22 protein-coding genes and 2 tRNA genes are annotated in these 25,655 nt (G+C 69.6%); 10 read left to right on the top strand and 14 right to left on the bottom strand.

The features are described 5' to 3' along the window. Positions 1-94: 94 nt before the first annotated feature. Entirely contained in the window at positions 95-2,716 is a 2,622-nt protein-coding gene (locus FDM97_RS06595) for a valine--tRNA ligase (protein ID WP_137989316.1), read from the bottom strand. Positions 2,717-2,854: 138 nt separating this feature from the next. Between FDM97_RS06595 and FDM97_RS06590 the strand changes: the two genes are divergently transcribed. After that, the gene (locus FDM97_RS06590) at positions 2,855-3,799 is read left to right on the top strand and encodes a hypothetical protein (RefSeq protein ID WP_137989315.1); all 945 of its coding nucleotides are present in this window, start codon (positions 2,855-2,857) and stop codon (positions 3,797-3,799) included. A gap of 65 nt (positions 3,800-3,864) precedes the next feature. Here the strand turns inward: FDM97_RS06590 and FDM97_RS06585 are convergent, their stop codons facing one another. The 6 genes from FDM97_RS06585 to FDM97_RS06560 all read right to left on the bottom strand — a co-directional run bounded on the left by FDM97_RS06585 (position 3,865) and on the right by FDM97_RS06560 (position 8,987). Then, positions 3,865-4,140, bottom strand: a complete 276-nt coding sequence (locus tag FDM97_RS06585; protein WP_137989314.1) for a hypothetical protein — start codon at positions 4,138-4,140, stop codon at positions 3,865-3,867. Positions 4,141-4,320: 180 nt separating this feature from the next. Continuing rightward, positions 4,321-5,604 carry an ATP-dependent Clp protease ATP-binding subunit ClpX gene (clpX, locus tag FDM97_RS06580; protein ID WP_137989313.1) on the bottom strand — a complete coding sequence of 428 codons (1,284 nt, stop codon included), beginning with the start codon at positions 5,602-5,604 and terminating at the stop codon, positions 4,321-4,323. A gap of 156 nt (positions 5,605-5,760) precedes the next feature. Next, positions 5,761-6,423 (bottom strand): ATP-dependent Clp protease proteolytic subunit, encoded by a 663-nt coding sequence (locus tag FDM97_RS06575; protein WP_137994695.1) that lies wholly within the window; start codon positions 6,421-6,423, stop codon positions 5,761-5,763. Positions 6,424-6,485: 62 nt separating this feature from the next. Beyond that, positions 6,486-7,091, bottom strand: a complete 606-nt coding sequence (locus FDM97_RS06570) for an ATP-dependent Clp protease proteolytic subunit (protein ID WP_137994694.1) — start codon at positions 7,089-7,091, stop codon at positions 6,486-6,488. Positions 7,092-7,359: 268 nt separating this feature from the next. Continuing rightward, complete coding sequence (tig, locus tag FDM97_RS06565) at positions 7,360-8,745, bottom strand: trigger factor (RefSeq protein WP_137989312.1); 1,386 nt, start codon at positions 8,743-8,745, stop codon at positions 7,360-7,362. A gap of 165 nt (positions 8,746-8,910) precedes the next feature. After that, positions 8,911-8,987: transfer RNA gene (locus FDM97_RS06560), tRNA-Pro, on the bottom strand. A gap of 131 nt (positions 8,988-9,118) precedes the next feature. Here FDM97_RS06560 and FDM97_RS06555 point away from each other — a divergent pair. Continuing rightward, positions 9,119-9,192, top strand: a tRNA-Gly gene (locus FDM97_RS06555). 143 nt (positions 9,193-9,335) lie between these two features. Then, positions 9,336-9,686: an amphi-Trp domain-containing protein gene (locus tag FDM97_RS06550; protein WP_137989311.1), complete on the top strand. Its 351-nt coding sequence runs from the start codon at positions 9,336-9,338 to the stop codon at positions 9,684-9,686. 25 nt (positions 9,687-9,711) lie between these two features. Here FDM97_RS06550 and FDM97_RS06545 read toward each other — a convergent pair whose 3' ends face one another. The 3 genes from FDM97_RS06545 to FDM97_RS06535 all read right to left on the bottom strand — a co-directional run bounded on the left by FDM97_RS06545 (position 9,712) and on the right by FDM97_RS06535 (position 11,681). Then, the gene (locus FDM97_RS06545) at positions 9,712-9,906 is read right to left on the bottom strand and encodes a hypothetical protein (protein ID WP_046905580.1); all 195 of its coding nucleotides are present in this window, start codon (positions 9,904-9,906) and stop codon (positions 9,712-9,714) included. A 175-nt stretch (positions 9,907-10,081) separates the two neighbouring features. After that, on the bottom strand, positions 10,082-10,531 hold the full coding sequence (locus tag FDM97_RS06540; RefSeq protein WP_137989310.1) for an HD domain-containing protein: 450 nt from the start codon (positions 10,529-10,531) through the stop codon (positions 10,082-10,084). Positions 10,532-10,535: 4 nt separating this feature from the next. Further along, entirely contained in the window at positions 10,536-11,681 is a 1,146-nt protein-coding gene (locus FDM97_RS06535; protein ID WP_137989309.1) for a PP2C family protein-serine/threonine phosphatase, read from the bottom strand. A gap of 108 nt (positions 11,682-11,789) precedes the next feature. Here FDM97_RS06535 and FDM97_RS06530 point away from each other — a divergent pair, with 108 nt between their 5' ends. Further along, positions 11,790-13,019, top strand: a complete 1,230-nt coding sequence (locus FDM97_RS06530) for a GNAT family N-acetyltransferase (protein WP_137989308.1) — start codon at positions 11,790-11,792, stop codon at positions 13,017-13,019. A gap of 48 nt (positions 13,020-13,067) precedes the next feature. On the opposite strand, the gene FDM97_RS06525 is transcribed toward FDM97_RS06530, so the two are convergent. Both FDM97_RS06525 and FDM97_RS06520 read right to left on the bottom strand, forming a co-directional pair. Beyond that, positions 13,068-13,877 carry an Fpg/Nei family DNA glycosylase gene (locus FDM97_RS06525; RefSeq protein ID WP_137989307.1) on the bottom strand — a complete coding sequence of 270 codons (810 nt, stop codon included), beginning with the start codon at positions 13,875-13,877 and terminating at the stop codon, positions 13,068-13,070. Between the two features lie 64 nt (positions 13,878-13,941). Next, complete coding sequence (locus FDM97_RS06520) at positions 13,942-14,430, bottom strand: ribose-5-phosphate isomerase (protein WP_137989306.1); 489 nt, start codon at positions 14,428-14,430, stop codon at positions 13,942-13,944. A gap of 218 nt (positions 14,431-14,648) precedes the next feature. Between FDM97_RS06520 and FDM97_RS06515 the strand changes: the two genes are divergently transcribed. Together FDM97_RS06515 and FDM97_RS06510 are read left to right on the top strand one after the other, a co-directional pair. After that, complete coding sequence (locus FDM97_RS06515) at positions 14,649-16,091, top strand: amino acid permease (protein WP_137989305.1); 1,443 nt, start codon at positions 14,649-14,651, stop codon at positions 16,089-16,091. Between the two features lie 73 nt (positions 16,092-16,164). After that, positions 16,165-17,502: an FAD-binding oxidoreductase gene (locus FDM97_RS06510; protein ID WP_137989304.1), complete on the top strand. Its 1,338-nt coding sequence runs from the start codon at positions 16,165-16,167 to the stop codon at positions 17,500-17,502. 35 nt (positions 17,503-17,537) lie between these two features. On the opposite strand, the gene FDM97_RS06505 is transcribed toward FDM97_RS06510, so the two are convergent. After that, a complete protein-coding gene (locus tag FDM97_RS06505; protein WP_137989303.1) occupies positions 17,538-18,140 on the bottom strand; it encodes a biotin transporter BioY in 603 nt (200 codons plus the stop codon). Between the two features lie 254 nt (positions 18,141-18,394). On the opposite strand from FDM97_RS06505, the gene FDM97_RS06500 reads away from it, so the two are divergent. From FDM97_RS06500 to FDM97_RS06490, 3 genes are all read left to right on the top strand, one after another. After that, the gene (locus FDM97_RS06500) at positions 18,395-19,825 is read left to right on the top strand and encodes an amino acid permease (RefSeq protein WP_137989302.1); all 1,431 of its coding nucleotides are present in this window, start codon (positions 18,395-18,397) and stop codon (positions 19,823-19,825) included. Positions 19,826-19,941: 116 nt separating this feature from the next. After that, positions 19,942-21,360 (top strand): amino acid permease, encoded by a 1,419-nt coding sequence (locus tag FDM97_RS06495; RefSeq protein WP_137989301.1) that lies wholly within the window; start codon positions 19,942-19,944, stop codon positions 21,358-21,360. A 184-nt stretch (positions 21,361-21,544) separates the two neighbouring features. Next, positions 21,545-22,189 carry a superoxide dismutase gene (locus FDM97_RS06490; RefSeq protein WP_137989300.1) on the top strand — a complete coding sequence of 215 codons (645 nt, stop codon included), beginning with the start codon at positions 21,545-21,547 and terminating at the stop codon, positions 22,187-22,189. A gap of 122 nt (positions 22,190-22,311) precedes the next feature. On the opposite strand, the gene FDM97_RS06485 is transcribed toward FDM97_RS06490, so the two are convergent. Beyond that, positions 22,312-22,947 carry a mycothiol-dependent nitroreductase Rv2466c family protein gene (locus FDM97_RS06485; RefSeq protein WP_137989299.1) on the bottom strand — a complete coding sequence of 212 codons (636 nt, stop codon included), beginning with the start codon at positions 22,945-22,947 and terminating at the stop codon, positions 22,312-22,314. Between the two features lie 136 nt (positions 22,948-23,083). Here FDM97_RS06485 and pepN point away from each other — a divergent pair, with 136 nt between their 5' ends. Beyond that, the gene (pepN, locus tag FDM97_RS06480; protein ID WP_137989298.1) at positions 23,084-25,654 is read left to right on the top strand and encodes an aminopeptidase N; all 2,571 of its coding nucleotides are present in this window, start codon (positions 23,084-23,086) and stop codon (positions 25,652-25,654) included. Position 25,655: the final 1 nt, after the last annotated feature.

Genomic DNA, 25,655 nt, shown 5'->3' with positions numbered 1-25,655 from the left:
CTTGCCCCAAGTGGCGTGATATCACACACTCCGGACATGCATGAGGGGCCCGGAACCGACCGGTTCCGGGCCCCTCATCAGCGCTTGTGCCTGCTTACGCCTGCGGCAGCCGCTCCAGCTGCGCCTGGATACGGGCGATGTCCTCGTCCGCCTTGGCGAGCCGCGTACGGATCTTCTCGACCACGTTGTCCGGCGCCTTCGCCAGGAACGCCTCGTTGCCGAGCTTCCCGTTGGCCTGCGCCTTCTCCTTCTCCGCGGCCGCGAGGTCCTTGGCGAGGCGCTTGCGCTCCGCCGCCACGTCGATCGTGCCGGACAGGTCGAGCGCGACCGTGGCCCCGGCGACCGGCAGGGAGGCGGTGGCGGAGAAGCCCTCGCCCTCTGGCTGGAGCCGCAGCAGCTGGCGGATGGCCGCCTCGTGCGGGGCGAGCGCGGTGCCGGTCAGCTCCAGGCGGGCCGGGACCTTCTGGCCGGGCTGCAGACCCTGGTCGGAACGGAACCGGCGGACCTCGGTGACCACCTGCTGGACGAGCTCGATCTCCTTCTCGGCGACCTCGTCGCGGAAGCCGGAGTCGACCGGCCAGTCGGCGATGACGACGGACTCCTTGCCGGTGAGCGTGGTCCAGAGCGTCTCGGTGACGAACGGGACGACCGGGTGGAGCAGCCGCAGCATCACGTCAAGGACCTCGCCGAGGACGCGGCCGGAGACCTTGGCCTGCTCGCCGCCCGCGAAGAACGTGGTCTTCGACAGCTCGACGTACCAGTCGAAGACCTCGTCCCACGCGAAGTGGTAGAGCGTGTCGGCGAGCTTCGCGAACTGGTAGTCGTCGTAGTACGCGTCGACCTCGGCGACCGTCTTGTTGAGCCGGGAGAGGATCCAGCGGTCCGTGGCGGACATCTGCGACGGCTCGGGCAGCGGTCCCTCGACGGTCGCGCCGTTCATCAGCGCGAAGCGGGTCGCGTTCCAGATCTTGTTGGCGAAGTTCCGGGAGGCCTTGACCCAGTCCTCGCCGATCGGGACGTCGACACCCGGGTTGGCGCCGTTGACCAGGGTGAAGCGGACGGCGTCGGAGCCGTACTGGTCCATCCAGTCCAGCGGGTTGACCGCGTTGCCGAAGGACTTCGACATCTTCTTGCCGAACTGGTCGCGGACCATGCCGTGCAGGGCGATGGTGTGGAACGGCGGGGTGCCGTCCATCGCGTACAGGCCGAACATCATCATCCGGGCGACCCAGAAGAAGAGGATGTCGTAGCCGGTGACCAGGACGGAGTTCGGGTAGAACTTCGCGAGGCTGTCGGTCCGCTCCGGCCAGCCGAGCGTGGAGAACGGCCACAGGCCGGAGGAGAACCAGGTGTCCAGGACGTCCGTGTCCTGGTGCCAGCCCTCGCCCGTCGGCGCCTCGTCGTCCGGTCCGACGCAGACGATCTCGCCGTTCGGGCCGTACCAGACCGGGATGCGGTGGCCCCACCACAGCTGGCGCGAGATGCACCAGTCGTGCAGGTTGTCGACCCAGTCGAAGTACCGCTTCTCCATCTCCTGCGGGTGGATCTTGACCTTGCCGTCGCGGACCGCGTCGCCGGCGGCCTTGGCGAGCGGGCCGACCTTGACCCACCACTGCATCGACAGGCGCGGCTCGATGGTGGTCTTGCAGCGCGAGCAGTGGCCGACGGAGTGGACGTACGGACGCTTCTCGGCGACGATCCGGCCCTCGGCGCGCAGCGCGGCGACGATGGCGGAGCGGGCCTCGAGCCGGTCCAGGCCCTGGAAGGGTCCGTGGGCCGTGATGATGGCGTGCTCGTCCATGACGGCGATGTTCGGCAGGTTGTGCCGCTGGCCGATCTCGAAGTCGTTCGGGTCATGGGCGGGCGTCACCTTGACGGCGCCGGTGCCGAACTCGGGGTCGACGTGCTCGTCGGCGACGACGGGGATACGGCGGCCGGTGAGCGGCAGCTCGATCTCGGTGCCGACCAGGTGCTTGTACCGCTCGTCGTCCGGGTGGACGGCGACGGCCGTGTCACCGAGCATGGTCTCGGCGCGGGTGGTGGCGACGACGATCTCCGTGTCACCGGAGCCGTACGTGATGGAGACGAGCTCGCCGTCGTCGTCCTGGTACTCCACCTCGATGTCCGAGATGGCCGTCAGACAGCGCGGGCACCAGTTGATGATGCGCTCGGCGCGGTAGATCAGCTCGTCGTCGTAGAGCTTCTTGAAGATGGTCTGGACAGCCTGGGAGAGCCCCTCGTCCATGGTGAAGCGCTCACGGGACCAGGCGACGCCGTCACCCAGGCGCCTCATCTGACCGGAGATCTGCCCGCCGGACTCGCCCTTCCACTGCCAGACGCGCTCGACGAACGCCTCGCGACCCAGGTCGTGGCGGGACTTGCCCTCCTTGGCGAGCTCGCGCTCGACGACGTTCTGGGTGGCGATACCGGCGTGGTCCATGCCGGGCTGCCACAGCGTCTCGTAGCCCTGCATCCGCTTGCGGCGGGTCAGGGCGTCGATCAGCGTGTGCTCGAAGGCGTGGCCCAGGTGGAGCGAGCCGGTGACGTTCGGCGGCGGGATGACGATGGTGTAGGGCGGCTTGTCGCTCTTCTCGTCCGCCTCGAAGTAACCGCGCTCTACCCAGCGCTCGTACAGCTTCCCCTCTACTTCGGCCGGCGCGTACTGGGTCGGCAGTTCGGGGTTGGCTGCTGGCTGCTGCTGAGTGTTCTCGGTCACGGGGTCAGTTTAGGGGTGCCGTGGGGTTGTCCTGAAACTCGATTGTTCCGTAACGGTGTGCCCCCCGCCGCCCCTGCGGGCCAAGGCTTCCGACAGGATGTTCGTTACGCATAAACATCCTGTGAGGGGAACCTGTCCATGAGCTACAACCAGCCGGGTCCGTACGGCGGTCAGCCTCAGCAGCCCGGACCGTACGGCCAGCCCGGTCCCTACGGTCAGCCGCCGCAAGCGCCGCAGCCCGGCTACGGCTACCCGCAGCAGGCGCCCCAGGGTGTGCCGCCGCAGCAGCCGTACGGCTACCCGCAGCAGCCCCAGCAGCCCGGCCCCTACGGCCAGCAGCCCCCGTACGGCGCCCCGCAGGGCCCCGGCGGCTACATGCCGCCCCCGCCGGCCGCTCCGAAGAAGAACACCGGCCTGATCATCGGCGGCGCGGTCGTGGCGCTCGCGCTGATCGCCGGTGGCGCGTGGTACTTCACCGCGGGTGGCGGGAACGGCGACGTGGCAGCCGACACGAAGGGGTACAAGATCACCCCTGCGGCCACGATCGGTGAGTACAAGAAGGAGGGCGCCGACAAGAGCGGCGAACTGACCTCCGAGCAGAAGATCGCCGCCGACGCCATGGGGATCAAGGACCCGAAGTCGGTTCAGGCCTCCTACAAGTCCGGCGACTCCTCCGACCCGCTCAAGGGCAAGAGCATGAGCCTGAACGGGATGTGGGGCGAGGTCGCCGACCCGGAGAAGGCGATCGACGCCGCGTTCGCGAACTACGAGAAGAACCAGGGCGGCAAGTCCGAGGACATCAAGGTGACGCCGGTCGGCAGCCCCGAGAGCAAGACTCCGGCCGGCTTCGAGGGCGCGCTGATGAAGTGCCAGAACCTCAAGCTGGAGAGCACCTCGACGGAGACCACTCCCGGCCCGAAGGCGTTCACGGTACCCACCTGCATCTGGGCGGACTACAGCACCGTCGGCGTCGTCAACGCCATCGACCTCTCGACGATGATGACCGGCGGCCAGGGCGCCACTCTGGACCAGGTCGCCGAACTCACGGCCCAGCACTACAAGGCGTCCCGCAGCAAGGTTTGAGGCTGAAATCGGACGGGGCCCTGCAGATCCCTTGCGGATCAGCAGGGCCCCTGTCGTCCTCGACATCAAGCCCGAAGACAGGCGGTCTGCGCGACGCCCCCAGCAACCCCGATCGTCCCAAGCCCGCTGATGCAGGCAGGGTTCGGCACCGTGCCCGCCCACGTCCGCCACGCCCTGTGATCACACGCGGCCCGCACCTTCGGCCCGACGGTGTATCCCTTGCTCGCGACATAGTTCGCGCAGCTCACCTGGTCGGCCTGCGCTGTCGTCGCCGTGGCGAGCGGAACGACTCCCGCAGCGGCGGTGATGCACAGCGCCGTCACCATGCGCCTGATCTTCATATCGTTTCTCCCCTTTTCAATCCCGCAGGGTGGTCATACCTGCGGAAATCAACAAGATCACGTGGCGCTCGTGATCACCAAGGAGCACGGACTACTTGGCTCATACGCTTCAAACATGTGACCGAAACAGCGAAGGCGCCCAGTCGGATCGACCGGGCGCCTTCCTCGTTGAGTACCGCGCTACGCGCTCTTCTCGTGCCGTCCGTCGTTCTTCACGATCCGCGGCACCAGCGTCGGGTTCACGTTGTTGTGGACCACGTCCGCGGTGATGACCACGCGGGCCACGTCCTTGCGGGACGGGACCTCGTACATCACCGACATCAGGACCTCTTCCATGATGGCCCGCAGGCCACGCGCGCCCGTGCCACGCAGGATCGCCTGGTCGGCGATGGCCTCCAGGGCCGGGCGGTCGAAGTCCAGCTCCACGCCGTCGAGTTCGAAGAGGCGCTGGTACTGCTTGACCAGCGCGTTGCGCGGCTCGACGAGGATCTTGAGCAGGGCCTCGCGGTCGAGGTTGTGGACCGAGGTGATGACCGGGAGACGGCCGATGAACTCCGGGATCATCCCGAACTTCACCAGGTCCTCGGGCATGACCTCCTGGAACTGGTCGCTCGCCTCGATCTCGCGCTTGGAGCGGATCGTCGCCCCGAAGCCGATGCCCTTGGCGCCCGCACGCGACTCGATGATCTTCTCCAGGCCGGCGAAGGCGCCGCCCACGATGAAGAGCACGTTCGTCGTGTCGATCTGGATGAACTCCTGGTGCGGGTGCTTCCGGCCGCCCTGCGGCGGTACGGAGGCGGTGGTGCCCTCCAGGATCTTGAGGAGCGCCTGCTGGACGCCCTCACCGCTCACGTCACGCGTGATCGACGGGTTTTCGCTCTTCCGGGCGACCTTGTCGATCTCGTCGATGTAGATGATCCCGGTCTCGGCCTTCTTGACGTCGTAGTCGGCCGCCTGGATCAGCTTGAGCAGGATGTTCTCGACGTCCTCGCCGACATAGCCGGCCTCCGTCAGCGCCGTCGCGTCGGCGATGGCGAACGGGACGTTGAGCATCCGGGCCAGCGTCTGCGCGAGAAGCGTCTTGCCGGACCCGGTCGGGCCGAGGAGCAGGATGTTGGACTTCGCCAGTTCGATGGCGTCGTCACGGCCCGCTCCGCCGCCGTTCTCGCCGGCCTGGACCCGCTTGTAGTGGTTGTACACCGCGACCGAGAGGGCCTTCTTCGCGGGCTCCTGCCCGACGACGTACCCCTCGAGGAACTCGTAGATCTCGCGCGGCTTGGGCAGTTCCTCCCACCGCACCTCGCTCGTCTCGGCGAGTTCTTCCTCGATGATCTCGTTGCAGAGGTCGATGCACTCATCGCAGATGTACACACCGGGTCCTGCGATGAGCTTCTTCACCTGCTTCTGGCTCTTTCCGCAGAACGAGCACTTGAGCAGGTCGCCGCCATCACCGATGCGTGCCACGAGGTGCTTCCCCTTCGCCTGGGAGCGCTTGGTTCAGCGACTCCTGGTGCCTCATATTCGACGGTACCTTGCCGGGCCCCCCGTTCGGGCCCCCCTTGGCACGGTTCACATGGTCGTGATTCGGCCACGCGGACCGTGCCAGGGGAAGGTCGAGCGTCAGGCTGCCGCGGCGGCCGTGCTCTTGCGGGTCGAGACGATCTGGTCGACCAGGCCGTACGCCAGGGCGTCCTCGGCCGTCAGGATCTTGTCGCGCTCGATGTCGTCGCGGATCTTCTCGATCGGCGTCGAGGAGTGCTTGGCCAGCATCTCCTCCAGCTGGGTCCGCATGCGCAGGATCTCGTTGGCCGCGATCTCCAGGTCGGAGAGCTGCTCACGGCCGGTGCCGCCGGAGGGCTGGTGGATCAGCACGCGGGCGTTCGGCAGGGCCATCCGCTTGCCGGGCGTACCGGCGGCGAGCAGCACGGCCGCGGCGGAGGCCGCCTGGCCCATGCAGACCGTCTGGATGTCCGGCTTCACGAACTGCATCGTGTCGTAGATGGCGGTCAGCGCGGTGAAGGAGCCACCGGGGCTGTTGATGTAGATCGAGATGTCTCGGTCCGGGTCCATCGACTCCAGGCACAGCAGCTGGGCCATGACGTCGTTGGCGGAGGCGTCGTCGATCTGCACGCCGAGGAAGATCACGCGCTCCTCGAAGAGCTTCGCGTACGGGTCGTACTCGCGGATGCCCTGGGAGGTGCGCTCGACGAAGCGCGGGACGACGTAGCGGTTGTCCATCGGCGCGCCGGTGTAGAGGCCGCTCGGGGAGAGGTTGTTCTGCATCTGGGTGTTCACCGTCCTGGTGGCGTTCGGGGGGCTGGGGCTCTTCAGCGGACTGCCGGGGCTCAGGCGCCCGTGCCGCCGCCGCCCGGAACGCCCGAAGCGGCAGAGATGATCTCGTCGATGAGGCCGTAGTCCTTGGCCTCCTCCGCGGTGAACCAGCGATCGCGGTCGCCGTCGCGGATGATCGTCTCGACGGTCTGGCCGGAGTGGTGCGCCGTGATCTCGGCCATGCGCTTCTTCGTGCGAAGGAGGTACTCGGCCTGGATCTTGATGTCCGAGGCGGTGCCGCCGATGCCGGCGGAGCCCTGGTGCATCAGGATGTCGGTGTTCGGCAGCGCGAAGCGCTTGCCGGCGGAGCCGCCGGTGAGCAGGAACTGGCCCATCGAGGCCGCCATGCCCATACCGATGGTGACCACGTCGTTCGGGATGTACTGCATGGTGTCGTAGATGGCCATGCCGGCCGTCACCGAGCCACCGGGGCTGTTGATGTAGAGGAAGATGTCCTTGTCCGGGTCCGCGGCAAGGAGAAGCATCTGCGCGGTGATCTTGTTCGCGATCTCGTCGTCGACCTGCTGGCCGAGGAAGATGATGCGCTCGCCGAGCAGCCGGTTGTAGACATGGTCGCCGAGGCCACCACCGATGGACGGCTCACCCGCGGCGTAAGGCATCAGATTCGTCACGTATCCACCTGCTCGTCTCTGACGGCTCCGGCCGTCTCAGCGTCTCTCGTACTGGGGACGGGGTACGACCCTGCCCTCGTATTCATGGACCCTAACGCGCAGGTAGGACAACGCCATCCCGCTTCCCGAACTGTTCGCTGGGAGCGCAAGGTAGTTGGAGATCCCGCGGCGGGGTACAGCGCATACGTTCACGGGCCCGGGCGCACCGCAGTGCGTCCGGGCCCGTGGACCGGTTCAGCGCGAGGCCTGGGGCCTCTTACTTCTCCTCGGCGACCTCGGCCTCGCCGGTGACGGCCTCGACCGTCTCGGCGGCGGCCTCGGCCTCGTCCTCGTCGTCCTCGAGGTCGACGGTCTCACCGTTGGTGTCGACGACCTTGGCGGCCTCGACGACGACCGCGAGGGCCTTGCCGCGGGCGACCTCGCCGACGAGCATCGGCACCTGGCCACCCTCGACGACGGCCTGGGCGAACTGGTCGGGGCTCATGCCGGAGGAGGCGGCGCGGCGCATGAGGTGCTCGGTGAGCTCCTCCTGGCTGACGTTGAGCTTCTCCTTGTTGACGAGCTCATCGAGGATGAACTGCGTCTTGATGCCCTTCTCGGCCTGCTCCTTGGTCTCCGCCAGGAACTCTTCCTCGGTCTTGCCCTGGATCTCCAGGTACTTCTCGAGGGTCAGGCCCATCTGGCCGAGCTGGTGGTGCTCCAGGTTGTGCTTGCGGGTGTTGATCTCGTCCTCGAGGAGCTTCTCGGGGATCGGGACCTCCGCCAGCTTCAGCAGCTCGTCGAGGACGCGCTCCTGAGCCTGGGTGGCCTGGTCGAACTGCTTCATGTTCTCGAGGCGCTTGCGGCTGTCGGCCTTGAGCTCGTCGAGGGTGTCGAACTCCGACGCGAGCTGCGCGAAGTCGTCGTCCAGCTCGGGGAGCTCACGGGCGGCGACGGCGGTGACCTTGACGGTGACCTCGGCGTCCTTGCCCTCGGCCGAGCCGCCCTTCAGCTGCGAGGTGAAGGTGGCCTCGCCGCCGGCCTCCAGGCCGGTGACGGCCTCGTCGATGCCGTCGAGGAGCTCACCGGAACCGATGGTGTACGAGACGCCCTGGGCGACACCGTCGGGGAGGACCTCGCCGTCGACCTTGGCCTCGAGGTCGATGGTGACGACGTCACCCTCGGCGGCGGCGCGCTCGACCGGGTTCGTGGAGGCGAAGCGCTCGCGCAGCTGCTCCACGGACTTCTCGACGTCCTCGTCGGTGACCTCGACCGCGTCGACGGTGACCTCGATGCCGGAGTAGTCCGGGATCTCGATCGTCGGGCGGATGTCGACCTCGGCGGTGAAGGCCAGCAGCTCGCCGTCCTTCAGCTCGGTGATGTCGACCTCGGGCTGACCCAGCGGGTTGACCTCGGCCTCGTTGACGGCCTCGGTGTAGAACTTCGGAAGGGCGTCGTTGACGGCCTCCTCCAGCACCGCACCACGGCCGAACCGCTGGTCGATCACACGAGCCGGGATCTTGCCCTTACGGAAGCCCTTGACCGTGACCTGCTGGTTGATCTTCTTGTACGCCGCGTCGAGGCTGTCCTTGAGCTCCTCGAAGGGCACCTCGACAGTGAGCCGAACCCGGGTCGGGTTCAGGGTCTCCACGGCGCTCTTCACGGTTCGGTCTCCTTGGTGGCTGATTCTTGGATTCTGCCGATGCCGCTTGGTGGCGGTTCCGGCCGATCGGCCCGGTCAGAGAGACACACGGGCACGCAGCTTGCATAGTAACCGCAAGCGGGATGCCCCCCACAACGTGATCTTGTTCGCGCCCGATGACGCTGATGGTCGGGGTGGCGGGATTTGAACCCACGGCCTTCCGCTCCCAAAGCGGACGCGCTACCAAGCTGCGCCACACCCCGTCGGTGCGACACGTAGGGTACATGCACGGAGACAGTGCGACGCCCCCTGTTCAAGGGGCGTGCGGGGACCGCCCGGGACCCGCTACGATGCTGTCCGTGCCGCGGCCCTCGTGACCTGCGGCGCGACCTTTGCGGGCGTAGCTCAATGGTAGAGCCCTAGTCTTCCAAACTAGCTACGCGGGTTCGATTCCCGTCGCCCGCTCCATATGGCTCAGGGCCAGGTCGGAGGTTCACCCTCCGGGCTGGCCCTGAGCCGTTTCGTCGGCGTGCCGGTTCCGGTGGATGGCAGCAGAATGGGCGCTGTCCACTCTTTCCGCCGCAGCTCTTTCCGCCGCATCGGAGGCAGCCGTGAAGGACCTGAAGTTCGAGCAGAAGCGCTCGCTGTCACGTCTGGAGGCGGCCGATCAGCTCGTGGCGCTCGCCGACGCGCTGCGGCAGGGCGGGGAGGCGGAACTGGAACTCGGCTCCGGGACGCTGAGCCTGCGGATCCCCGACGATCTCCGCAGCGAGGTGGAGTTCGAGGTCGGGGACGGGGAGATCGAGCTGGAGATCGAGTTCACCTGGCCGACGGCACAGCCCCCGAAGGCGCCGGCCCAGGCGGCATCGAGCACGGCGAAGCCCGCGCGGAGCCGGAAGAGCGCGCCCGCCAAGCCCGCGCGGAGCGCCAGGGCGAAGCGGTCCTCCCCGAAGACGGCCTGAGCGGGCGCCTGAGCGGGCGCCGGGCTCAGAACTTGATGGAGCCGACCGTCTGCGTTATCGAATCCAGGAAGCGCTGGATGTCGTCGGCCATGCCCGTGGAGGCAAGGAAGAAGCCGAAGAGCACCGCGACGACGGCCGGGCCGGCCTTGAGGTTTCCGCCGCGGATCAGCACCACCAGGATGATCGCCAACAGCAGCACCACAGATAGCGAAATGGCCACAACTGATCACACCCTCGGTCGGTCCCACCTTGCCGCCCGGGAGCGCACGTCACAGAACACCCCCGCTGCATCCATCGTGCCATCAACTTCTTGCCCACCAAGCCCGGGTGACGAATCGTCGACATAGGAAACAGGCCAACGCGCGAGATTTCGTCTTGATCGTTTCGGGCGGGGGTCAGTCGGTGCTGAGCCCGAGCAGCCTTCGTACGGTGGCGTACTTGGTGGTCAGGCGGGTCCTCGTCGGCTCGTCGAGGACCGCGAGACGGGCCGGGTCCGCGTTGTGGGCGAGGTCGGCCTCCTTGACCAGGAGGGCGCCCGGGACGGCGAGAACGCGTCCCGTGTACGACTCCGGCGACTCCCCCGGGCGCTTGGTGAGCGCCAGGACCATGTCCTTGACCACGCGCGGGAGCTCGGCGGATTCCAGCCACTCGGCGGAGAGCGCGTCGTCCTCGACGGAGTCGTGCAGCCAGGCGGCGGCGATCTGCTCCTCGCTCCCGCCCCGCGCCCGTACCCCCTCGGCCACCGCCCGCAGATGCTCGGCGTACGGGCGTCCCGCCTTGTCGGTCTGGCCCTCGTGGGCCGCGACGGCGAGGGCTTCGACCTGGGCGAGCGTGAGGTGCGTCATGGCGTCACGCCTTCCGGCTGATGAGAAGGAGGGCCCGGTCGTCGTTGACGTCCTTGGCGCAGGCCTCGATGAGGTGCCAGGCCGCGCCCTCGAAGCCCGAGGAGACGTAGCGGTCGGCCTCGCCCGTCAGGCGGTCGATGCCCTCGGCGATGTCCCGGTCGGCGGACTCCACCAGACCGTCGGTGAAGAGCATCAGGACGTCTCCGGGCCGCAGGGAGCCCTTGACCGGGTGGAACTCGGCGCCGTCGTAGACGCCGAGGAGCGGGCCCTCGCCTGTCTTCTCCTCCCAGCGTCCGCTGCCCGCGTGGAGCTGGAGCGCGGGCAGGTGGCCGGCCGACAGCAGTTCGTAGTCCCCGGACTCCAGGTCCAGGACCAGGTGGATGGAGGTGGCGAAGCCCTCGTCCCAGTCCTGGCGCAGCAGATAGCCGTTGGCGGCCGACAGGAAGCCGTGCGGTGGCAGAGAGCCGAGCAGCCCGCCGAAGGCCCCGGAGAGGAGCAGGGCGCGCGATCCGGCGTCCATGCCCTTGCCGGACACGTCCGTGAGCAGGACCTCCAGCGTCCGTCCGCCGTTCGTACGGGACGCGACGACGAAGTCGCCGGAGAAGGACTGGCCGCCGGCCGGGCGCAGCGCCATCTCGCGGTGCCAGCCCTGGGGCAGCCGGGGCAGGGCGCTCTGCGCCCGGATGCGTTCGCGCAGGTCGAAGAGCATGGTGCCGCCGCGCCGCCAGGGCACGCCGACCCGGGCCCGGAACTGGGCGATGAGCAGCCCGAACAGTCCGCAGGCCGCGACGACCAGGACCGTTCCCGGCGTGACCCGGGCCGGGCCCTGGGTGTACGGGCCGAGCACGACCGACTCGACGATCAGGGCGCCGGCGGCCGCGGCGTACAGGCCGAGCAGGCTCGCGGGACGCAGCAGCAGTCCCCCGGCGACGATCGGCAGGACGAGCGCGGCGGGCGCGCACCACACCGGGTTGGCGAGCGTGCCCCAGGTGATCGCCGGGATGGTGAGCAGGAGACCGGCGAAGGCGAGCCAGTCGGAACCCTCGCCGCGGAAGTAGTCGACACCCGACTTGCGCAGCGCGATGCGGGCCCGGTGCGCGCTCTTGCGCATCCGGGCCGTGTACGAGTCGACACCCACGCGATTTCTCATTGGCCTGGACCCTATCCACCCGGTCGGCCCTCGTGCAGGGGGGACCCCTCAGACATTGCGCGCGAAATCGGGTCGCGTCGGTCCGGCGTGCGCTGATATCGATGGCATATGACGACTGAGCTGCGGGTACTCGATCCGGCCGACTGGGACGAGTGGTACGGGACGCTGGAACTCTCGTTCGGAGGCGTTCCGGAGTCGCCGCAGGAACGGAAGCTCTGGCGGGAGCTGACCGAGTTCGACCGGTTCATCGGGGTCTGGGACGGGGAGCGCTGCGTCGGTACGGCGGGGGCGTTCTCGTTCCGGCTCTCCGTGCCGGGTGGGGCGATCGTTCCGGCGGCGGGCGTCACGATGGTGAGTGTGGCCGCGACGCACCGGCGGCGCGGGATCCTCACCTCGATGATGCGGCGTCAGCTCGACGACGTACGGGCGTGGGGCGAGCCGCTGGCCGTTCTGACCGCCTCGGAGCCCGAGATCTACGGACGGTTCGGCTACGGCATCGCCACGTTCACGACCCGGGCGACGATCGACACGTACCGGGTGCGGCTCACGGTGCCGGAGGGCACCGACGAGGTGGTGCTGCGGCAGGCCGATCCTGCGAAGGCGGCGGCGGAGTGCGAGGCGGTGTACGCGCGGCGGGTCCCGGCCCGGCCGGGGATGACCGCCCGGCAGCCGAAGTGGGAGCAGCTGCCGCGGCTGGACCCGGAGAGCGAGCGGGGCGGAGCCTCGCCGCGGCAGTGTGTGCTGGCGGAGCGGGACGGGGAGGTCGTCGGGTACGCGCTGTACGCGATCAAGCCGAACTGGTCGCCCGCGGGGGTCGACGGCAGTGTGCTGCTGAAGGACCTGGAGGCGCTGGACCCGGCGGCGGAGGCGGCGCTGTGGCGGTTCCTCTGCTCGATCGACCTGACCTCGTCGGTCCAGATCCACAGCCGGCCGGTGGACGACGCGTGGCAGCACCTGGTGACGGATGTACGGCGGTGCACGCCGACGCAGCGGGACGCGATGCATCTGCGGGTGGTGGACGTGGGCGCGGCGCTGGAGGCGCGGACGTACCAGGCGCCGGTGGATGTGGTGTTCGAGGTCGCGGACGCGTTCTGCCCGTGGAACGAGGGGCGTTGGCGGCTGACGGGGGACGCGAAGGGGGCGGCGTGCGTACGGACGGAGGACGCGGCGGATGTCGCGTTGTCCGTACGGGAGTTGGGCGCGGCGTACCTGGGCGCGACCTCGCTGGTCTCGCTGGCCGCGGCGGGGCGGGTGCGGGAGCTTCGGCGGGGCGCGCTGGTGGAGGCGTCCGTGGCGTTCGGGTCACCCGTGGCGCCGTGGTTGCCGCACGGGTTCTAGGCGTTTGAGGCGCCCGCCAGGGCGCCGTCCCGTGCGGAAGGGTTGGTCTCAGGCCTGCTGGCAGGTCGGGCACCAGAAGAGGTTGCGGGTGGCGAGGTCGGCGGTGCGGATCTCGGCGCCGCAGATGTGGCAGGGCCGCAGGGCCCTGCGGTAGACGTAGACCTCGCCGCCGTGGTCGTCGACGCGCGGCGGGCGGCCCATCGCCTCGGGGGTGTGCTCGGGGCGGACCGTGTCGATGCGGTTGTGGCGGACGCCCTCACGCATCAGGTCCACGAGGTCCGTCCAGATCGCGGTCCACTCCCGCCGCGTCAGATCCTTGCCCGCGCGGTACGGGTCGATGCCGTGACGGAAAAGCACCTCCGCCCGGTAGACGTTCCCGACGCCCGCGATGACCTTCTGGTCCATGAGCAGGGCCGCGATCGTCGTGCGGGACTTCGAGATCCGGCGCCACGCCTTGTCGGGGTCGTCGCCGCCGCGGAGCGGGTCCGGGCCGAGGCGGTCGTGTATCGCCCGCTTCTCGGGCTCGGTGATCAGCGCGCAGGTGGTCGGGCCGCGCAGGTCGGCGTAGTGGTCGTCGTTGACGAGGCGCAGCCGGACGGTGTCGGTGGGCGGCGGCGCCGGAGCCGTACCGAAACCGAGCTTGCCGAAGAGGCCGAGGTGGATGTGGACCCAGCCGGTGTCCTCGAAGCCGAGGAAGAGGTGCTTTCCATGGGCGTCGACGCCGTCCAGGACCAGGCCGTCGAGGAGCGCCGCGCTGTCGGAGAACTTTCCCTGCGGGCTGCTCGCGCGCACGGGCCGTCCGGCGAAGCGCTCCAGGTGGTCCTCGGCGAGGCGGTGGATCGTATGCCCCTCGGGCACTGCTGTTCTCCTCGACGGCATGGCCGTGCCGCCGGGGTGAGCCGGCGGCACGGGGGACGGGCGGTCAGCCCTGCTGCGGGTGGTGGGCCGGGATCGGGGGGAGCTCGCCGGTCGTCTCGTACGCGGAGAGCATGTCGATGCGGCGGGTGTGGCGCTCGTCACCGGAGTACGGGGTCTTGAGGAAGACCTCGACGAAGGTGGTGGCCTCGTCCTGGGTGTGCATGCGGCCGCCGATGGCGACGACGTTGGCGTTGTTGTGCTCGCGGCCGAGGGCGGCGGTCTGCACGCTCCACGCGAGGGCCGCGCGCACCCCCTTCACCTTGTTGGCGGCGATCTGCTCGCCGTTGCCGGAGCCGCCGATGACGATGCCCAGGCTGTCCGGGTCCGCGGCCGTCTTCTCGGCGGCACGCAGGCAGAACGGCGGGTAGTCGTCCAGGGCGTCGTAGATGTGGGGACCGCAGTCGACGGGCTCGTGGCCATGGGCCGTCAGCCACTCGACGAGGTGGTTCTTGAGTTCGAAGCCGGCATGGTCGGAGCCGAGGTACACGCGCATGGTTCCGAGTGTGGCACGCGGGGGCCCGGGCAGCGGTCAGCGGGGTCGTGCCCGTCACCTGTTCCGGGCCAGTTCCGAGCCTGTTCCGAGCCTGTTCCGATCCGGGCCTTTCGCCCCTCTTGCAACGATCTGGAATCGACGCTTCCGATCTACCCGGGTCACAGGGTTCAATGCACGGGCTCGCGACCCGAGTGCACCCCTGACCTAAGGAAGCGTTCATGAATACGCAGCCGACCCTCACGAAGGAAGGCGGAACGACCGGCGACCCCGGTAATTCGCAGTCCTCCGACGGGCTCAAGGCCGGCCTGAAGAACCGCCATCTCTCGATGATCGCCATCGGCGGCGTCATCGGCGCCGGACTGTTCGTCGGCTCCAGCTCCGGCATCGCCGCGGCCGGTCCCGCGATCCTCCTCTCCTACGCGCTCGTCGGCGCGATGGTCGTCTTCGTGATGCGGATGCTCGGCGAGATGGCCGCCGCCCGGCCGTCGTCCGGCTCCTTCTCCGCCTACGCCGACCAGGCGCTCGGCCGCTGGGCCGGATTCACCATCGGCTGGCTGTACTGGTTCTTCTGGGTCGTCGTGCTCGCCGTCGAGGCGACCGCCGGCGCGGTGATCCTGGAGAGCTGGATCCCGGCCGTGCCGCAGTGGGGCTGGGCCCTCATCGTGATGGTCGTGCTGACCGCGACCAACCTCGCCTCCGTCTCCTCGTACGGAGAGTTCGAGTTCTGGTTCGCCGGCATCAAGGTCGTCGCGATCGCCGCCTTCGTCGTCGTCGGCTTCCTCGCCGTCTTCGGCCTGCTGCCCGGCTCGGACAACCCGGGCGCGGGCTTCGCCCACCTCACCGACGCCGGGGGCTTCTTCCCGATGGGCGCGGGCGCGATCCTCACCGGTGTGCTGATGGTCGTCTTCTCCTTCATGGGCAGCGAGATCGTCACCCTCGCCGCCGGCGAGTCCGAGGACCCGCAGCGCGCCGTCACCAAGGCCACCAACAGCGTGATCTGGCGGATCGGCGTCTTCTACCTGGGCTCGATCTTCGTCGTCCTGACCCTGCTGCCGTGGAACGACAAGTCGATCGTCGAGAAGGGCTCGTACGTCGCCGCCCTCGACTCCATCGGCATCCCGCACGCCGGCCAGGTCATGAACGTGATCGTTCTGACGGCCGTCCTCTCCTGCCTGAACTCGGGTCTCTACACCGCCTCCCGCATGGCCTTCTCGCTCGGGCAGCGCGGCGACGCGCCGAAGGCGTTCGCCCGTACCAACGCGCGGGGCGTGCCGACGGCGGCGATCCTCGCCTCCGTGGTCTTCGGCTTCGTCGCCGTCTTCTTCAACTACTGGCGGCCGGACGACGTCTTCGCCTTCCTGCTGAACTCCTCCGGCGCGGTCGCGCTCTTCGTCTGGCTGGTCATCTGTCTGACCCAGCTGCGGATGCGCGGGATCATCCAGCGCGAGACGCCCGAGAAGCTGGTCGTGAAGATGTGGCTCTTCCCGTATCTGACCTGGGCGACCATCGCGATGATCGTCTTCGTCCTCGGCTACATGGTCTACGACGGCGGCAGCGCGCGTGAGCAGGTCGTGCTCTCGCTCCTCGTCGCGGCGCTGGTGCTTGCGATCGCGCTGGTCAAGGACCGCTTCGCGAAGGCCTCGAAGGCCGAGCAGAAGTAGTTTCCATACCTGACAGACGTTGTCAGGTATGCGCGGGAGGCTCTCCTTGTCCACGAGAACGGAGAGCCTCCCGATGTCTTCCACCACCCCTTCCACCGCGTCTCTCACCGCCGCCCACGTCTTCCGTCCCGGCGACCCCGGGTACGACGAGGAGCTCGCCGGCTTCCAGACCGGCTTCGCGCTCCGCCCCGAACTGATCGTCGGGGCCACCGGCGCCGAGGAGGTCCGGGCCGCCGTCTCGTACGCCGCGGGGCGCGGGCTGCCGGTCCGCGTCCAGGCCACCGGGCACGGGCTGACCGGCGCGGCCGAGGGCGGGGTGCTGATCACGACCCGGCGGATGGACGGGGTGCGTGTCGACCCCGGGGCGCGCACGGCGCGCGTCGAGGCCGGGGTGCGCTGGGGGCAGGTCGCCGAGGCGGCCGCCCCGTACGGTCTCGCCCCGCTGAACGGCTCGGCGCCGAGCGTCGGAGCGGTCGCGTACACGCTGGGCGGCGGGCTCGGCATCCTGGCCCGGGAGTTCGGCTGGACCGCCGACCATGTGCGCGCGCTGGAGCTGGTCACGGCGGACGGGGAGCTGCGCCGGGTCACCGCGGACGGCGATCCGGAGCTCCACCGGGGGCTGCTCGGCGGTGGGCACGCTCTGGGCGTGGTCACCGCCCTGGAGATCGGCCTGGTCCCGGTCACCCGGCTCTACGGCGGAGCGATCGCCTTCGACGGCGCCGCGACCGACCCGGCCGCGGTCCTGCGGACGTACGCGCGGTGGACCGAGACTCTGCCGGACACCCTGACGTCGTCCCTGGCCGCCCTGGTCTACCCGGACATGCCGGCGCTTCCGCCGCAGCTGCGCGGCCGGTACGTGATCTCGGTACGGGTCGCCTTCACCGGGGAGGCGGCGGAGGGCGAGCGGCTCGTGGCGCCGCTGCGGGCGATCGGTCCCGCGCTCTCGGACTCCCTGCGGGAGATGCCGTACACCGAGAGCCACACGATTCACAGCGACCCGGACGTCCCGCACGCCTACTGGGGCGACGGGATCCTGGTGAGCGAGCTGGACCTGGACGCGGCCGCCGAGGTCCTGGACGCGACCGGGCCGAAGGCGGGGCGGATGGCCGTCGTACAGATCAACCACCTGGGCGGGGCGCTCGCCGTGGAGCGGCCGAATGCCGTGCCGTACCGCGAGGCGGCCTTCCTGGTGCGGGCGCTGTACCCGCTCGACGCGGAGGGTACGGCCCCGGTCCGTGCGCTCCACGCGCGCGTGGAGGCTGCCCTGGCGCCCCGGACGCTCGGCCGGGCGGTCAACTTCGTCTTCGGTGACGGGCGGCGGACGGAGGGCCTGTACGACGCGGAGACGCGGAAGAGGCTCGCCGGGCTGAAGTCCGCGTACGACCCGGCGAACCTCTTCAGGCGGAACTGAGGGCGTCAGCCCTCCGGATGTCAGCCCTCCGGATGTCAGCCCTTCCGGCCGATGAGCTTCCACGCGGTGGGCAGCGCGCCCATCGCGAGGGCGGCCTTGAGCGCGTCGCCGAGCAGGAACGGGGTCAGGCCGGCGGCGACCGCCTGCGACAGCGTCATGCCGGTGGCGAGGGCCAGGTACGGCACGCCCACCGCGTAGATGATCACGGAGCCGAGCGCCATCGCGCCCGCGGTGCGGAGCACGGAGCGGTCCGCCCCGCGGCGCGCGAGGGCGCCGACGACCGTGGCGGCGAGCATCATGCCGAGCACGTATCCGAAGGACGGCATCGCCCAGCCCGAGGAGGCCTGCGCGAACCAGGGCATGCCCGCCATGCCGACGAGCGTGTACAGGGCGAGGGAGAGGAAGCCGCGGCGGGCGCCGAGCGCGGTGCCGACGAGCAGGGCCGCGAAGGTCTGGCCGGAGACCGGGACCGGGGAGCCGGGCACCGGGACCGCGATCTGCGCGGCGATGCCGGTGAGGGCGGCGCCGCCGACGACCAGGGCGATGTCCCGCGTGCGGCCGGCCGGCAGCAGGTCGGCGAGGACCGTCCCGGAGCGGAGGGAGCCGAGGGAACGGACGGGGGCGGCGGCGGTGCTCATCGGTACTCCGCGGGGGTGAGGGGCTGGGCAGGACAGATCGACCGTAGTCGAGGGGTGAACGCGCGATCACCATCAGCCGTCCACAAAGCCGGGGTTGAGCACTTCGTCGACTTCGGACAAAGGCCCGACTTCATGCGCCGCGCCACGTGATGCTTGTCACGGGGAAGTCCGTGCGAGAGGCCCCTTTTGCGCCAGGAGCCGGTCAACGGCGAGACTGTGGGGTCTCCATAAACCGTCCGAGAGCGCGAGCCCCCATGCACGACGCCCCGCCGTCCCCCGCCGACCCCCTCGCTCCCCTCCCTTCCTTCCCTCCCCGCCCTCCCCTGGTCGCCGAACCGGAGCTGCTCTCCCACGGGCTGAAGCAGCGTCACCTGACGATGCTGGGCCTGGGCGGGGTGATCGGGGCCGGGCTCTTCGTCGGCTCGGGCGCGGGGATCGCGGTCGCCGGGCCGGGCATCGTCCTCTCGTATCTGATCGCGGGCACGCTCGCGATGCTGATCATGCGGATGCTGGGCGAGATGTCGGCGGCCATGCCCGCGTCGGGTGCCTTCTCCGTCCACGCCGAGCGGGCGCTGGGTCGCTGGGCGGGCTTCTCGGTGGGCTGGCTGTACTGGTTCCTGCTGGTGGTCGTCCTCGCTGTGGAGGCGACGGGCGCGGCGAAGATCGCCAACGGCTGGGTTCCCGGGATTCCGCAGTGGTCCTGGGTGCTGATCTTCATGGTCGTGTTCACCGTGGCCAACCTGGCGGCGGTGAAGAACTTCGGCGAGTTCGAGTTCTGGTTCGCGGCCCTCAAGATGGGCGCGATCGTGCTCTTCCTGGCGCTCGGGGTGCTCGCCATCGTCGGCCGGCTTCCCGACACCGACCCGGTGGGCCTGGCGAACCTGACCGGTCAGGGCGGTTTTCTGCCCAACGGCTGGGAGGGCGTGGTCTCCGGGATCCTCGCCGTCGTCTTCGCCTTCGGCGGTCTGGAGGTCGTGACGATCGCGGCCGCCGAGTCGGCGGACCCGGCCCGCAACGTGGCGCGGGCGGTGCGCAGCGCGGTCTGGCGGATCCTCTTCTTCTACGTCGGTTCGATGCTGGTCATCGTGACCCTCCTGCCCTGGAGCTCGCTGAAGCCGGGGGAGTCGCCCTACGTCGCCGTGCTCGACACGCTCGGGGTGCCGTCGGCCGGGCAGATCATGAACGTCGTGATCTTCGTGGCGCTGCTCTCGGCGCTCAACGCGAACCTGTACGGGTCCTCGCGCATGATCTTCTCGCTCGCCGAGCGCGGCGAGGCGCCGAAGGGCCTGCTCGCGGTCTCGGGCGGCGGGGTGCCGCGGCGTGCGGTGCTCGCGTCGGTGGCGTTCGGGTTCGTCTCCGTCCTGCTGAATCTGAAGTGGCCGGATTCGGTCTTCCTCTACATGCTCAACGCGGTCGGCGCCGTACTCCTCTTCGTATGGGGCCTGATCGCGGTCTCCCAGCTGAGGCTGCGCCGCCGGATCGAGCGCGAGGCGCCGGAGACCCTGAGCCTGAGGATGTGGGGCTTCCCCTGGCTGACCTGGGCGGCGCTGGCCGCGATGGCGGCGGTCCTGGTGCTGATGCTGACCGACGACGGGGCGCGGCCGCAGGTGCTGTGGTCGGGCGCGACCACCGGAGTCGTCCTCCTGGTGGCCTGGCTGCGGGAGGTGCGCACAGTTCGGTCATGAATCTTCACTTTGCGTCAAGATCGTGACCGTATAGCGGACATGTGTTCCCTGTGAGCGGTGCACCCACCCAGACTGTGGGCCGTTCCCCCCCTCGCAGCCAATGAACAGGGCGGCCCATGTCACGGACCACCGCGCCCGCGCCCGTCGACCGCAAGGACGACACGGCGACCCCCTCGCACGGACTCACCCACGGCCTCAAGCAGCGCCATCTCTCGATGATCGCCCTCGGCGGTGTCATCGGCGCAGGACTCTTCGTCGGCTCCGGCGCCGGTATCGCCGCCGCCGGCCCCTCGATCGTGGTCGCCTACGCGATCTCCGGGCTGCTCGTCATGCTCGTCATGCGCATGCTCGGCGAGATGTCGGCGGCGAACCCCGCCTCCGGCTCCTTCTCCGTCCACGCCGAGCGGGCCATCGGCCCGTGGGCCGGATTCACGGCGGGCTGGTCCTTCTGGTTCCTGCTCTGCGTGGCCGTCGGCCTGGAGGGCATCGGCGCGGCGAAGATCATGACCGGCTGGTTCCCCGGCACCGCGGAGTGGGCCTGGGTGGCCCTCTTCATGCTGGTGTTCTGCGTCACCAACCTGGCGGCCGTGAAGAACTTCGGCGAGTTCGAGTTCTGGTTCGCCGCGCTCAAGGTCGGCGCGATCGTCCTCTTCCTCGGCATCGGCGTGCTCGCCATCGTCGGCGTCCTGCCCGGCACGGACGCCCCCGGCACCGCGAACCTCACCGGTGACGGCGGCTTCTTCCCCCACGGCTCCGAGGGCCTGATCGTCGGACTGCTCGCCTCCGTCTTCGCGTACGGCGGTCTGGAGACGGTCACCATCGCCGCGGCCGAGTCCGAGCACCCCGTGAAGGGCGTCGCCAAGGCCGTCCGTACGGCGATGTGGCGCATCGCGCTCTTCTACATCGGCTCGATGGCGGTCATCGTCACCCTCGTCCCCTGGAACGACAAGGCGGTCGCCGAGCAGGGCCCGTACGTCGCCACCCTCGACCACCTGGGCATCCCGGCCGCCGGCCACATCATGAAGGTCGTCGTCCTGATCGCCCTGCTGTCGGCCATGAACGCCAACATCTACGGCGCCTCCCGGATGGCCACCTCGCTGGTCGCCCGCGGCCAGGGCCCGAAGGCGCTGGGCCAGACCTCCGGCGGCGTGCCGCGCCCCGCGGTCCTCGTCTCCTCGGTCTTCGGCTTCGCGTGCGTCCTGCTCAGCTACTGGCGTCCCGACGACATCTTCATCTGGCTCCTGAACACCATCGGCGCGATCATCCTCGTCGTCTGGTTCTTCATCGCCGTCTCGCAGCTGCTGCTGCGCCGCCGGACCGAGCGCGAGGCGCCCGAGAAGCTGGTCGTGAAGATGTGGGCGTTCCCGGTGCTGACCTGGGTGGCGCTGGCCGGCATGGCGGCGATCTTCTTCCTGATGGCGCGTGAGGAGGGCACCCGGGTGCAGCTGTACTACACGGGCGGCCTGACCCTCGTGCTCGCCGCGATCGGGTACATCCGCCAGAAGACGGCGAAGGCGGCCCCTCAGGACGCCTGACGCCCGCTCGACTCCCCCGGAACCCCGGAACCCCGGAACCCCCGGACCGCTCCCCGCGGCCCGGGGGTTCTGTCGTGTCCGGGACCGGGGACCTACGACCAAGGGCTGATCAACTTCTCCCACACCTGCTGCTAGCCTGCACTTGCATAGAGGTTGCAATAAGCAGCAGCGAGAGGCTCGGCACATGGCGATCTACACACTTCCGGAACTGCCGTACGACTACGCGGCTCTGGAGCCGGTGATCAATCCGCAGATCATCGAGCTGCACCACGACAAGCACCACGCCGCGTACGTCAAGGGCGCGAACGACACCCTGGAGCAGCTGGAAGAGGCGCGCGACAAGGAGCAGTGGGGCGCGATCAACGGCCTGGAGAAGAACCTCGCGTTCCACCTCTCCGGCCACATCCTGCACAGCATCTACTGGAACAACATGGACAGCCCGAAGGACGGTGGCGGCGGCGAGCCGCTGGCGGCCGACGGTGTCGGTGAGCTCGCGGACGCGATCACCGAGTCCTTCGGCTCCTTCGCGAAGTTCAAGGCCCAGCTGACCAAGGCCTCCGCGACCACCCAGGGCTCCGGCTGGGGTGTCCTCGCGTACGAGCCGGTCAGCGGCCGGCTGATCGTCGAGCAGGTCTACGACCACCAGGGCAACGTCGGCCAGGGCTCGGTGCCGATCCTGGTCTTCGACGCCTGGGAGCACGCCTTCTACCTCCAGTACAAGAACCAGAAGGTCGACTTCATCGAGGCCATGTGGCAGGTCGTCAACTGGCAGGACGTGCACAAGCGCTACCTGACGGCCAAGGCCTCCGTCCCGCTGATCTCCTTCTGACCTTCCTCCGACCACCGCCCCCTGGCGTCCTGCTCGTGATCGTCTTCTCAACCGTCACCGGGCAGGCGGAAAAAGGACGGCCCCCGTGATGGCGCGCATCACGGGGGCCGTCCGCAGAGGGACTACTCGAAGCTCGGACCCGCCGTCCGCGTGCGCTTGATCTCGTAGAAGCCGGGCGTCGACGCCACGAGCAGCGTGCCGTCCCACAGCCGGGCCGCCGCCTCGCCGCGTGGGGTCGGGGTGACGACCGGACCGAAGAAGGCGACCTCCTCGCCGTCCGCGCCCGGAACGGAGATCACCGGCGTGCCGACGTCCTGGCCGACCTTGTCGATGCCCTCCTTGTGGGAGGCGCGCAGCTCGGTGTCGTAGACGTCCTTGTCGGCGTACTCGGCCAGCTCGGCCGGCAGGCCGACCTCCTCCAGGGCGGAGACGACCGCCTCGCGCGTGGGGCCCTCGCCGTTGTTGTGGAAGCGGGTGCCGAGCGCGGTGTAGAGCTTGCCGACGACCTCGTCGCCGTGCAGCTGCTGGGCCGCGATCACCACGCGGACCGGACCCCAGGCCTTCGTCTCCAGCATCTCGCGGTACTCGGCCGGGACCTCGTCCAGCTTGTCCTCGTTGAGGACGGCCAGGCTCATCACCTTCCAGCGCACGTCGACCGGGCGCACCTTCTCCACTTCCAGCATCCAGCGGGACGTCATCCAGGCCCAGGGGCAGAGCGGGTCGAACCAGAAGTCGGCGGTGGTCCTGCTCTCGGACATGTCACTCCTCAGTGATGGTTGTCTGTGCGCCAGACGGAGCAACGTCACCAGCAGGCCGACGCATTCCCCCCGTGCCGCGTGTCAGCGGCACATGGGAGGATCGGTGCTGTTTCGAACGAGCCACGAAGGAGTGACCGTGCCCGGTGAGAATCTGTCCCGCGACGAGGCCCGCGAGCGGGCCGCGCTGCTGTCCGTCGACGGGTACGAGGTCGCCCTGGACCTGCGCTCCGCGATCGGCGAGCCCGGCGCGTCCGGCGCGTCCGGCGAGGGGGTCCGCACCTTCCGCTCGGTGACGACGATCCGCTTCCGCCGCACGGACGCCGCCGCGGGCTCGGCCACCTTCGTGGACCTGATCGCCCCCTCCGTGACCTCGGTGGAGCTGAACGGGCGCGCCCTGGACCCGGCGGTCGTCTTCGACGGCTCGCGGATCGCGCTCGACGGTCTCGAGGACGAGAACGTGCTGGTGGTGGACGCGCAGTGCGCGTACAGCCGGACCGGCGAGGGCATGCACCGCTTCGTCGACCCGGAGGACGGCGAGGTCTACCTCTACACGCAGTACGAGCCGGCCGACGCCCGCCGGGTGTACGCCACGTTCGAGCAGCCCGACCTGAAGGCCCCTCACCGCTTCTCGGTGACCGCGCCCGAGGGCTGGACGGTGTGGAGCAACGGCGCCGGGGAGCAGGACGGCGACGGGGTGTGGCGGTTCGCGGAGACGGCGCCCATCTCGACGTACATCACGTGCGTGGTCGCCGGCCCGTACCACTACGTCACGGACACCTACAAGCGGGGCGAGATCGAGATCCCGCTCGGCGCGATGTGCCGCAAGGGGCTCGCCAAGCACTTCGACGCGGACGACGTCTTCCTGGTCACCAAGCAGGGCTTCGACTTCTTCCACGACAACTTCGACTACCCGTACCCCTTCGGGAAGTACGACCAGGCCTTCGTCCCCGAGTACAACCTCGGCGCGATGGAGAACCCGGGCATGGTGACCTTCCGCGAGGAGTACATCTACCGGGGCAAGGTCACCCAGGCCGCCTACGAGCGCCGGGCGAACGTCATCCTGCACGAGATGGCGCACATGTGGTTCGGCGACCTGGTCACCATGGTGTGGTGGGACGACCTGTGGCTGAAGGAGTCCTTCGCCGACTTCATGGGCTCGTTCTCGCTGGCGGAGGCGACGCGCTTCACCAACAGCTGGGTGACCTTCGCCAACAACCGCAAGGCGTGGGCGTACCGGGCCGACCAGCTGCCGTCCACGCACCCGATCACGGCCGACATCCGTGACCTGGAGGACGCCAAGCTGAACTTCGACGGCATCACGTACGCCAAGGGCGCGTCGGTGCTGAAGCAGCTGGTGGCGTACGCGGGGCGGGACGCGTTCCTGGAGGGCGCGCGCCGCTACTTCAAGCGCCACGCGTACGGGAACACGCGCCTGGCCGATCTGCTGTCCGTACTGGAGGAGACCTCCGGGCGCGACATGAAGGCGTGGTCGCGGTCCTGGCTGCAGACCGCGGGCGTCAACACGCTGACGCCCGAGGTGACGTACGACGCGGAGGGCCGGATCACCGAGCTGGCCGTCGTCCAGGCGGGCGAGGAGCTGCGCCCGCACCGGGCGGCGGTGGGGCTCTACCGGCTGTCGCCCGGCGGCGAACTGGTGCGGTACGCGCGGGCCGAGGCGGATGTCACCGGGGCGCGGACGGTCGTGGCGGAGCTGGCGGGCGCCGAGCGGCCGGAGCTCGTCCTGGTCAACGACGACGACCTGACCTACTGCAAGATCCGCTTCGACGAGCGGTCGCTCGCGACGCTGCGGGCGCACCTGGGCGACATCACGGACCCGCTGGCGCGGGCCCTGTGCTGGTCGGCGCTGTGGAACATGACGCGGGACGGCCTGATGCCGGCTCGGGATTTCGTGGCGGTCGCGCTGGCCTTCGCGGGCCGTGAGACGGACATCGGCGTGCTGCAGATGGTGCACGCCTGGGCGCGGGCGGCGGTCACCCACTACGCGGCGCCCGGGTGGCGCGCCGAGGGCGGCCGGCTGCTCGCCGAGGGCGGGCTGCGTGAGCTGCGCCTGGCCGAGCCGGGCAGCGAGCACCAGCTGACCTGGGCGCGGTTCTTCGCGGCGGCCGCCGACTCGGACGCGGACTTCCAGCTCCTGGAGGGGCTGCTCGCGGGCACGGCCTCGGTCGACGGCCTCGATGTCGACCAGGAGCTGCGCTGGTCGTTCCTCGAGCCGCTGGCCGCGCACGGCCGGGCGGACGAGGCGCGGATCGGCGAGGAGCTGGCCCGTGACGACACGGCGACCGGCAAGCGTCACCAGGTCCGCTGCCTGGCGGCCCGGCCGTCGGCGGCGGTCAAGGCGCAGGCGTGGGCGCAGGTCGTCGAGTCGGACACGCTGTCGAACGCGCTGGTGGAGGCGACGATCGCGGGCTTCGCCCAGCCCTCCCAGCGGGAGCTGATCGCGCCGTACGCGGAGAAGTACTTCGCCGCGATCGAGCGGGTGTGGGCCGAGCGTTCGATCCAGATCGGCATGGACGTGGTGCGCGGGCTGTTCCCGGGGCTGCAGGACGACGAGCGGACCCTCGCGGCGACCGACGCGTGGCTCGCCGCGCACGGGGACGCGGCCCCGGCGCTGCGCCGGCTGGTCCTGGAGTCACGGGACGACCTGGCGAGGGCGCTGCGGGCGCAGGCGTGTGACGCGGGCGCCTAGT

It is taken from the genome of Streptomyces vilmorinianum (genome assembly GCF_005517195.1).
GTDB classification, from domain to species: Bacteria; Actinomycetota; Actinomycetes; order Streptomycetales; family Streptomycetaceae; genus Streptomyces; species Streptomyces vilmorinianum.
The sequence above is the reverse complement of the archived record's forward strand: the minus strand, read 5'-3'. Positions and strand labels throughout refer to the sequence as shown.

Coding starts and splice junctions, on each gene's coding strand:
- FDM97_RS06510 (WP_137989304.1), top strand. CDS start 16,165: ATGTCTTCCACCACCCCTTCCACCGCGTCTCTCACCGCCGCCCACGTC.
- FDM97_RS06570 (WP_137994694.1), bottom strand. CDS start 7,091: ATGCCTTACGCCGCGGGTGAGCCGTCCATCGGTGGTGGCCTCGGCGAC.
- FDM97_RS06540 (WP_137989310.1), bottom strand. CDS start 10,531: ATGACGCACCTCACGCTCGCCCAGGTCGAAGCCCTCGCCGTCGCGGCC.
- FDM97_RS06515 (WP_137989305.1), top strand. CDS start 14,649: ATGAATACGCAGCCGACCCTCACGAAGGAAGGCGGAACGACCGGCGAC.
- FDM97_RS06585 (WP_137989314.1), bottom strand. CDS start 4,140: ATGAAGATCAGGCGCATGGTGACGGCGCTGTGCATCACCGCCGCTGCG.
- FDM97_RS06535 (WP_137989309.1), bottom strand. CDS start 11,681: ATGAGAAATCGCGTGGGTGTCGACTCGTACACGGCCCGGATGCGCAAG.
- FDM97_RS06500 (WP_137989302.1), top strand. CDS start 18,395: ATGCACGACGCCCCGCCGTCCCCCGCCGACCCCCTCGCTCCCCTCCCT.
- FDM97_RS06520 (WP_137989306.1), bottom strand. CDS start 14,430: ATGCGCGTGTACCTCGGCTCCGACCATGCCGGCTTCGAACTCAAGAAC.
- FDM97_RS06495 (WP_137989301.1), top strand. CDS start 19,942: ATGTCACGGACCACCGCGCCCGCGCCCGTCGACCGCAAGGACGACACG.
- FDM97_RS06505 (WP_137989303.1), bottom strand. CDS start 18,140: ATGAGCACCGCCGCCGCCCCCGTCCGTTCCCTCGGCTCCCTCCGCTCC.
- FDM97_RS06575 (WP_137994695.1), bottom strand. CDS start 6,423: ATGCAGAACAACCTCTCCCCGAGCGGCCTCTACACCGGCGCGCCGATG.
- FDM97_RS06590 (WP_137989315.1), top strand. CDS start 2,855: ATGAGCTACAACCAGCCGGGTCCGTACGGCGGTCAGCCTCAGCAGCCC.
- FDM97_RS06485 (WP_137989299.1), bottom strand. CDS start 22,947: ATGTCCGAGAGCAGGACCACCGCCGACTTCTGGTTCGACCCGCTCTGC.
- FDM97_RS06490 (WP_137989300.1), top strand. CDS start 21,545: ATGGCGATCTACACACTTCCGGAACTGCCGTACGACTACGCGGCTCTG.
- FDM97_RS06530 (WP_137989308.1), top strand. CDS start 11,790: ATGACGACTGAGCTGCGGGTACTCGATCCGGCCGACTGGGACGAGTGG.